Here is a 5,342-nt window from a genome sequence, read left to right on the forward strand (position 1 = left end):
AAGAAGCTCGACGATGTCTGGCGCGCGGTGGCGCGGAAGGGCCGCTTCAGCCCGGTGCAGCGCATGCCGTGGGACGTCGCCTGGGGCAACTGGTCGATCGAGAACACGCCGGGCTATGTCTTCTTCGACACGATGTCGCGGGTGTTCTCCCCTTATGTCGCCAACCCGCTCGGCCTCAATCCGCTGCGCGACGTGGTCAAGCAGGAGATCGACTTCTCCAATGTGCGCGCCTGCAAGTCGGTGGAGCTGTTCATCTCGGCGACCAATGTCGAGACCGGGCAGTTGCGCGTCTTTTCCGATGGCGAGATCGACCTCGACACGGTGATGGCCTCGGCCTGCCTGCCGCAATTGTTCCGCGCCGTCGAGATCAAGGGCGTGCCCTACTGGGATGGCGGCTATGGCGGCAATCCGGCGCTCTATCCGTTCTTCAAGACGACTGCCACCGAGGACGTGCTTCTGGTGCAGATCAATCCGGTGGTGCGCGAGGGCACGCCGAAGAGCGCCAACGAGATCCAGAACCGCATCGACGAGATCACCTTCAACGCCGGGCTGTTGCGCGAATTCCGCTCGATCGCCTTCGTCAAGGAGCTGATCGCCGCCGGCCGGCTGCCGCATGGCGAGTACCGCGACATCCGCATGCATCGCATCGATGCCGACGAGGCGTTCAAGGATCTGTCGGCGTCGTCCAAGGTCAATGCAGAATGGGCCTTCCTCGCCTATCTGCGCGATCTTGGCCGAAGTGCCGCCAGCGACTGGCTGGAGGAGAACTACGACGCCGTCGGCAAGCGGCCGACACTCGATCTCTCCGGCGAACTCGACGACGGCTACCGGCCGGTGCGCGGCCCGGCGCCGGGCCGGCGGGTCAAAGAGTTTCTCGCCATACGCAGGAAGCCGGAGCAGGCGCGGCGCGGAGCCTAGCGCAACCGGGGCACCTCAACCCTTCCGCAGCACCAGGTCGATCACCCTGATCAGTGCGGCGGCGGCCTGCCGCTGCTCGTCCGGATTGCTGATGCGCGTTTTCATGCCCTCCAGCCCATCGAGCAGCATGTCGGCGAGCAGCCGCGCCGAAAGTCCCTTGGCGGCGAGGTCGACGCCGTTGTCTTTCGCTTCGCCCTCGATCGCCCTGGCAATGTGCTCGACAAGGCCGCCGCGCCAGCAGCCGACGAGGTCGGCGACGCTCGACTTCATGTCGAGCAGTTCGGCGCCGTGCGGGGAGGCGTGCACGGCGCCTATCATCGAGATCAGCGCGGCGTCGACGGCGCGCATCATGCGTTCGGCGAAGGTGCCGCCGCCTTCGAGCTCGCTCTTTGCCTGTTCGACCGAACGGCCGAGCAGCATCAGGGCGATGGCGCGAAAAATGTCGGTCTTGTTCTTGAACAGCAGATAGAGCGCCGGCCGCGACATGTCGGCGGCGCGCGCGATGTCGTCCATGGTGGTGCGCGAAAAGCCATAGGCGAGGAACACCTTCATCGCGCCCTCCAGAATGCGGGCGCGCTTGGGGTCGACGGCAATGTCCTCGGCTTCGATCATGGCGGCAAGTCTATCCTGTACGAACTCTATTGACAAAATGACGGATTTTGTCAAGTTGTATGAAGGCGAAGTGGCCGAGACCTGCCATTTCGCTCCTGGCTGTGGACGACAACGAAGGGTACCCCATGCGCCTCACCGTCGATGGACAATCGTTCGACATCGATGCCGATCCTGAAATGCCGCTGTTGTGGGCATTGCGCGATCTCGTCGGCAAGACGGGCCCGAAATTCGGCTGCGGCATCGCCGCTTGCGGCGCCTGCACCGTGCATGTCGACGGCCAGCCGGTGCGCTCCTGCTCACTGCCGGTCGGAGAGGTCAGCGGCCCGATCACCACGATCGAAGGCATCAGCGCCGGCGGCAAGCTGCACCCGGTGCAGCAGGCCTGGCTCGAGGAGCAGGTGGCGCAGTGCGGCTACTGCCAGGCCGGCCAGATCATGAGCGCGGTGGCATTGCTCGAGGAGGTGGCGGATCCGAGCGACGACGACATCGACAACGCCATGGGCGGCAACCTCTGCCGCTGCGGCACCTATCCGAAGATCCGCGCGGCGATCAAGAAAGCCGCGGCGCTGAAGACGGCGGGGCTCTGATCATGGCCAGCATCGGAAAGATCGCCCGCCGCACCTTCCTCATCGGCGCCGCCGCCGTCGCCGGCGGTGTCGCCGTCGGCTATTATTACTACCGCAAGCCCTTCGCCAACCCGCTCGAGGCCGATCTCGGCAAGGGCGAGGCGACCTTCAATCCTTATGTGAAGATCGGCGCCGACAACACCATCACCATCGTCGCACCGCGCGCCGAGATGGGGCAAGGCGTGTCGACGACGCTTGCCGCCATGGTCGCCGAGGAGCTCGACGTCGGTCTCGACCAGGTCAAGGTCGAGCACGGCGCGGCCTCCTATGCCTATTACAACGCGGCGATCCTCCAGGAGGGCGGTCCGTTCGCCTTCTTCGACGAGAGCATGACGGCGGAAGCGGTGCGCTCCGGCCTCGGCGTCGTCGGGAAGCTGCTCGCTTTGCAAGGCACGGGCGGCTCGTCCTCGATGCGCGACGGCTTCGACAAGATGCGGCAGGCGGGCGCTGCCGCAAGGCAGATGCTGATCGCGGCGGCGGCGCAGAAGCTCGGCGTTTCCGCCGGCGAGCTGGAAACCGCCAGCGGCACGGTCCTGCACAAAGCGTCGGGAAAATCGGTCACCTATGGCGAAGTCGCCGCCTCAGCCAACACCATGCCGCCGCCCGCCGAGGTCAGGCTCAAGGACAAGGCCGACTGGAAGCTGCTCGGCAAGCCGCAGAAGCGCGTCGACATGCTGGCCAAGGTCACCGGCGCGCCGATCTTCGGCATCGATGTCCGGCTGCCGGAGATGCTCTACGGCACGGTGAAGATGAGCCCGCGCTTCTGGTCGAAGCCGGTGAGCGCCGACCTGTCCAAGGCGGAAAAAATGCCCGGCGTGGTCAAGATCGTGCCGATCGAGACCAGCTACGGCCATGGCTTCGGCGTCATCGCCGAAAACACCTGGGCGGCATTCAGGGCCGCCGAGGCGATCGAGGCCAAATGGGCCGACCCCGAATATCCGCTGGACAGCGCCGCCATCGACGCGGCGCTGAAACAGGCGCTCACCACCAAGGGGTCGGCACTCCGCAACGACGGTGACGTCGACACCGCCTTCGCCGACGCGCCACGCGAAAAGATCGTCGAGGCCGACTATGCGGTGCCGTACCTGGCGCACGCGACGATGGAGCCGATGAACGCCACGGCGCGGCTGAAGGACGGCGCCCTCGACATCTGGTGCGGCAACCAGGCGCCGACGCTGGTGCGCCAGCTCTGCGCCAACGCGGTCGGCATCGAGCAGGACAAGGTCACGGTGCACACAACCTTCCTCGGCGGCGGCTTCGGCCGGCGCGTCGAGATGGACTATGCGCTGTGCGCGGCGCTGATGGCCAAGGAAGCCGGCGGTCGTCCGGTCAAGGTGACCTGGACGCGCGAGGAGGACATGCGCCACGACGCCTACCGCCCCGCGGCAATCGGCAGGTTCCAGGCGCGGCTCGGCGACGATGGCCTGCCGGTCGCGGTCGACATGAAGGTATCGTCGCCATCGATGATCGCCAGCACCTTGCGGCGGCTGTTCCCCTCGCTGTCGGCGATGGGACCGGACAAGACCATCGTCGATGGCGCCTACGACCAGCCCTACACGATCCCGAACTACCGGGTGAGCGGCATCGCCGCGCCCGTCTCGATCCCCGTCGGTTCGTGGCGATCGGTCGGAAGCTCGATCAACGGCTTCTTCCATGAAGGCTTCATGGACGAGATCGCGGCCGCCGGGAAAACCGATCCGGTCGAATTGCGCAAGAAGCTGATGGCCGCTTATCCGTCGGCGCTGAAGGTGGTCGAGGCAGTCGCCGGGATGGCGAAATGGGGCGAGGCGCTGCCGGCCGGCAAGGCCAAAGGCATGGCCTTCACGCTGTCCTTCGGCAGTTGGGTCGGCGAGATCGTGCAGGTCGCGGACACGCCGGCCGGCATCCGCATCGAAAAGGTGTGGATCGCTGCCGATGTCGGCACCGCGCTCGACCCGGACATCATCAAGGCGCAGCTCATCTCCGGCGCCATCTACGGCCTGTCGGCGGCGATGGGCCAGGAAATCACCTTCGCCGACGGCATGGTCGAGCAGTCGAACTTCCACGATTTCGACGCCATGCGCATCTTCCAGACCCCGGTGTTCGAGGTGGCGGTGCTAGAGAATTTCCACAAGATGGGCGGCGTCGGCGAGGTCGGCACGCCGCCGGCCGCTCCGGCGCTCGCCAATGCCATCTTCGCGCTGACCGGCAAGCGCATCCGTAGGTTGCCGCTGTCGAAAGAGGTGACCTTCGCATGAGGAAGCTTCTCATCATGCTGACGCCTGCTGCCATCATCTTGCTGGCGGCGCCTTTTGCAACCGCGCAGGAGTCCCAGCAGCCAGCCCCAGCAGCAGTCGACACGGCCAAGGGCTTGCCCGAATGGGACAAGGTCTATGCGGTGTTCTCGCATCCGCGCTGCGCCGACTGCCATGTCGCCGACGACCGGCCGCGCTGGTCCGGCGCGCATTATGGCGGCACGCGCGTGCATGGCTTCAATGTCCAGCGCGGCGCCGACGGCTCCGGCTTCGGCAATCCCGGCCTGCGTTGCACGACGTGCCATTTCTCCAGCAATTCCAAGGCATTGCATGGGCCGCCGGGGGCCGAGAACTGGCATCTGGCGCCGGCCGAGATGGTCTGGTTCGGAAAGTCCTCGGCCGAAATCTGCGCCCAGATCAAGGACCCCGCCCGCAATGGCGGGCGCAGCCTGCAGGATGTCGCGCTGCATGTTCGCGACGACAAACTGGTTGCCTGGGGCTGGGCCCCGGGAGCGGATCGTGAGCCGGCGCCAGGCTCGGCGGAGGAGACATACACAGCGATCGAGAACTGGATGGCGGCGGGCGCGCCCTGTCCGGCAGCGCAATAATCCATCAAAGTTTCTGACTATTTTGCGTTGCAACTTTGAGGTAGAAGCGGCGCTTCGCCTATCACGGCAAATTGAATAGGGCCTTGCGCGCACCCATATCGGCGACGCGCCCGCATCTGAAAGAAGCGGCCTGGCCGAACCCCGCAGTGGAAACGACGACGATGCCGAAAATCAGGTTTCACAAGCTTGCAGCCATTGTTGTGCTTATCGGATTCGCAGCCTGGATGGGAACGGGTGAATTCTCGTCCGTGGGCAGCGCCGCCGCCGACAAGCCGAAGGCAGAAGACGCCTCGAAGGCTGCGCAGCCGGAGGCCGCCAAGCCGAAAGCCGATGAGGCCGAGCCG

5 protein-coding genes and 1 pseudogene are annotated in these 5,342 nt (G+C 65.7%); 5 read left to right on the forward strand and 1 reads right to left on the reverse strand.

The window, feature by feature from the left end:
• The coding region (locus tag EN780_RS26795; protein WP_133372727.1) for a patatin-like phospholipase family protein at positions 1 to 918 on the forward strand (918 nt) is incomplete at its 5' end.
• Positions 919 to 933: 15 nt separating this feature from the next.
• Here the strand turns inward: EN780_RS26795 and EN780_RS26800 are convergent.
• Positions 934 to 1,530, reverse strand: a complete 597-nt coding sequence (locus EN780_RS26800) for a TetR/AcrR family transcriptional regulator (protein ID WP_127285538.1) — start codon at positions 1,528 to 1,530, stop codon at positions 934 to 936.
• 125 nt (positions 1,531 to 1,655) lie between these two features.
• Here EN780_RS26800 and EN780_RS26805 point away from each other — a divergent pair, with 125 nt between their 5' ends.
• The 4 genes and pseudogenes from EN780_RS26805 to EN780_RS26820 all read left to right on the forward strand — a co-directional run.
• Positions 1,656 to 2,117 carry a (2Fe-2S)-binding protein gene (locus EN780_RS26805; protein WP_127285539.1) on the forward strand — a complete coding sequence of 154 codons (462 nt, stop codon included), beginning with the start codon at positions 1,656 to 1,658 and terminating at the stop codon, positions 2,115 to 2,117.
• 2 nt (positions 2,118 to 2,119) lie between these two features.
• A complete protein-coding gene (locus EN780_RS26810; protein WP_128275794.1) occupies positions 2,120 to 4,393 on the forward strand; it encodes a xanthine dehydrogenase family protein molybdopterin-binding subunit in 2,274 nt (757 codons plus the stop codon).
• The gene (locus EN780_RS26815; protein ID WP_127310918.1) at positions 4,390 to 4,998 is read left to right on the forward strand and encodes a hypothetical protein; all 609 of its coding nucleotides are present in this window, start codon (positions 4,390 to 4,392) and stop codon (positions 4,996 to 4,998) included. The genes EN780_RS26810 and EN780_RS26815 overlap by 4 nt, the downstream gene beginning before the upstream one ends.
• Before the next feature lie 161 nt (positions 4,999 to 5,159).
• A pseudogene (locus EN780_RS26820) lies at positions 5,160 to 5,342 on the forward strand (efflux transporter periplasmic adaptor subunit); the annotation flags it as partial.

This window comes from Mesorhizobium sp. M4B.F.Ca.ET.089.01.1.1 (assembly GCF_004022605.1).
Classification (GTDB): Bacteria; Pseudomonadota; Alphaproteobacteria; order Rhizobiales; family Rhizobiaceae; genus Mesorhizobium; species Mesorhizobium abyssinicae.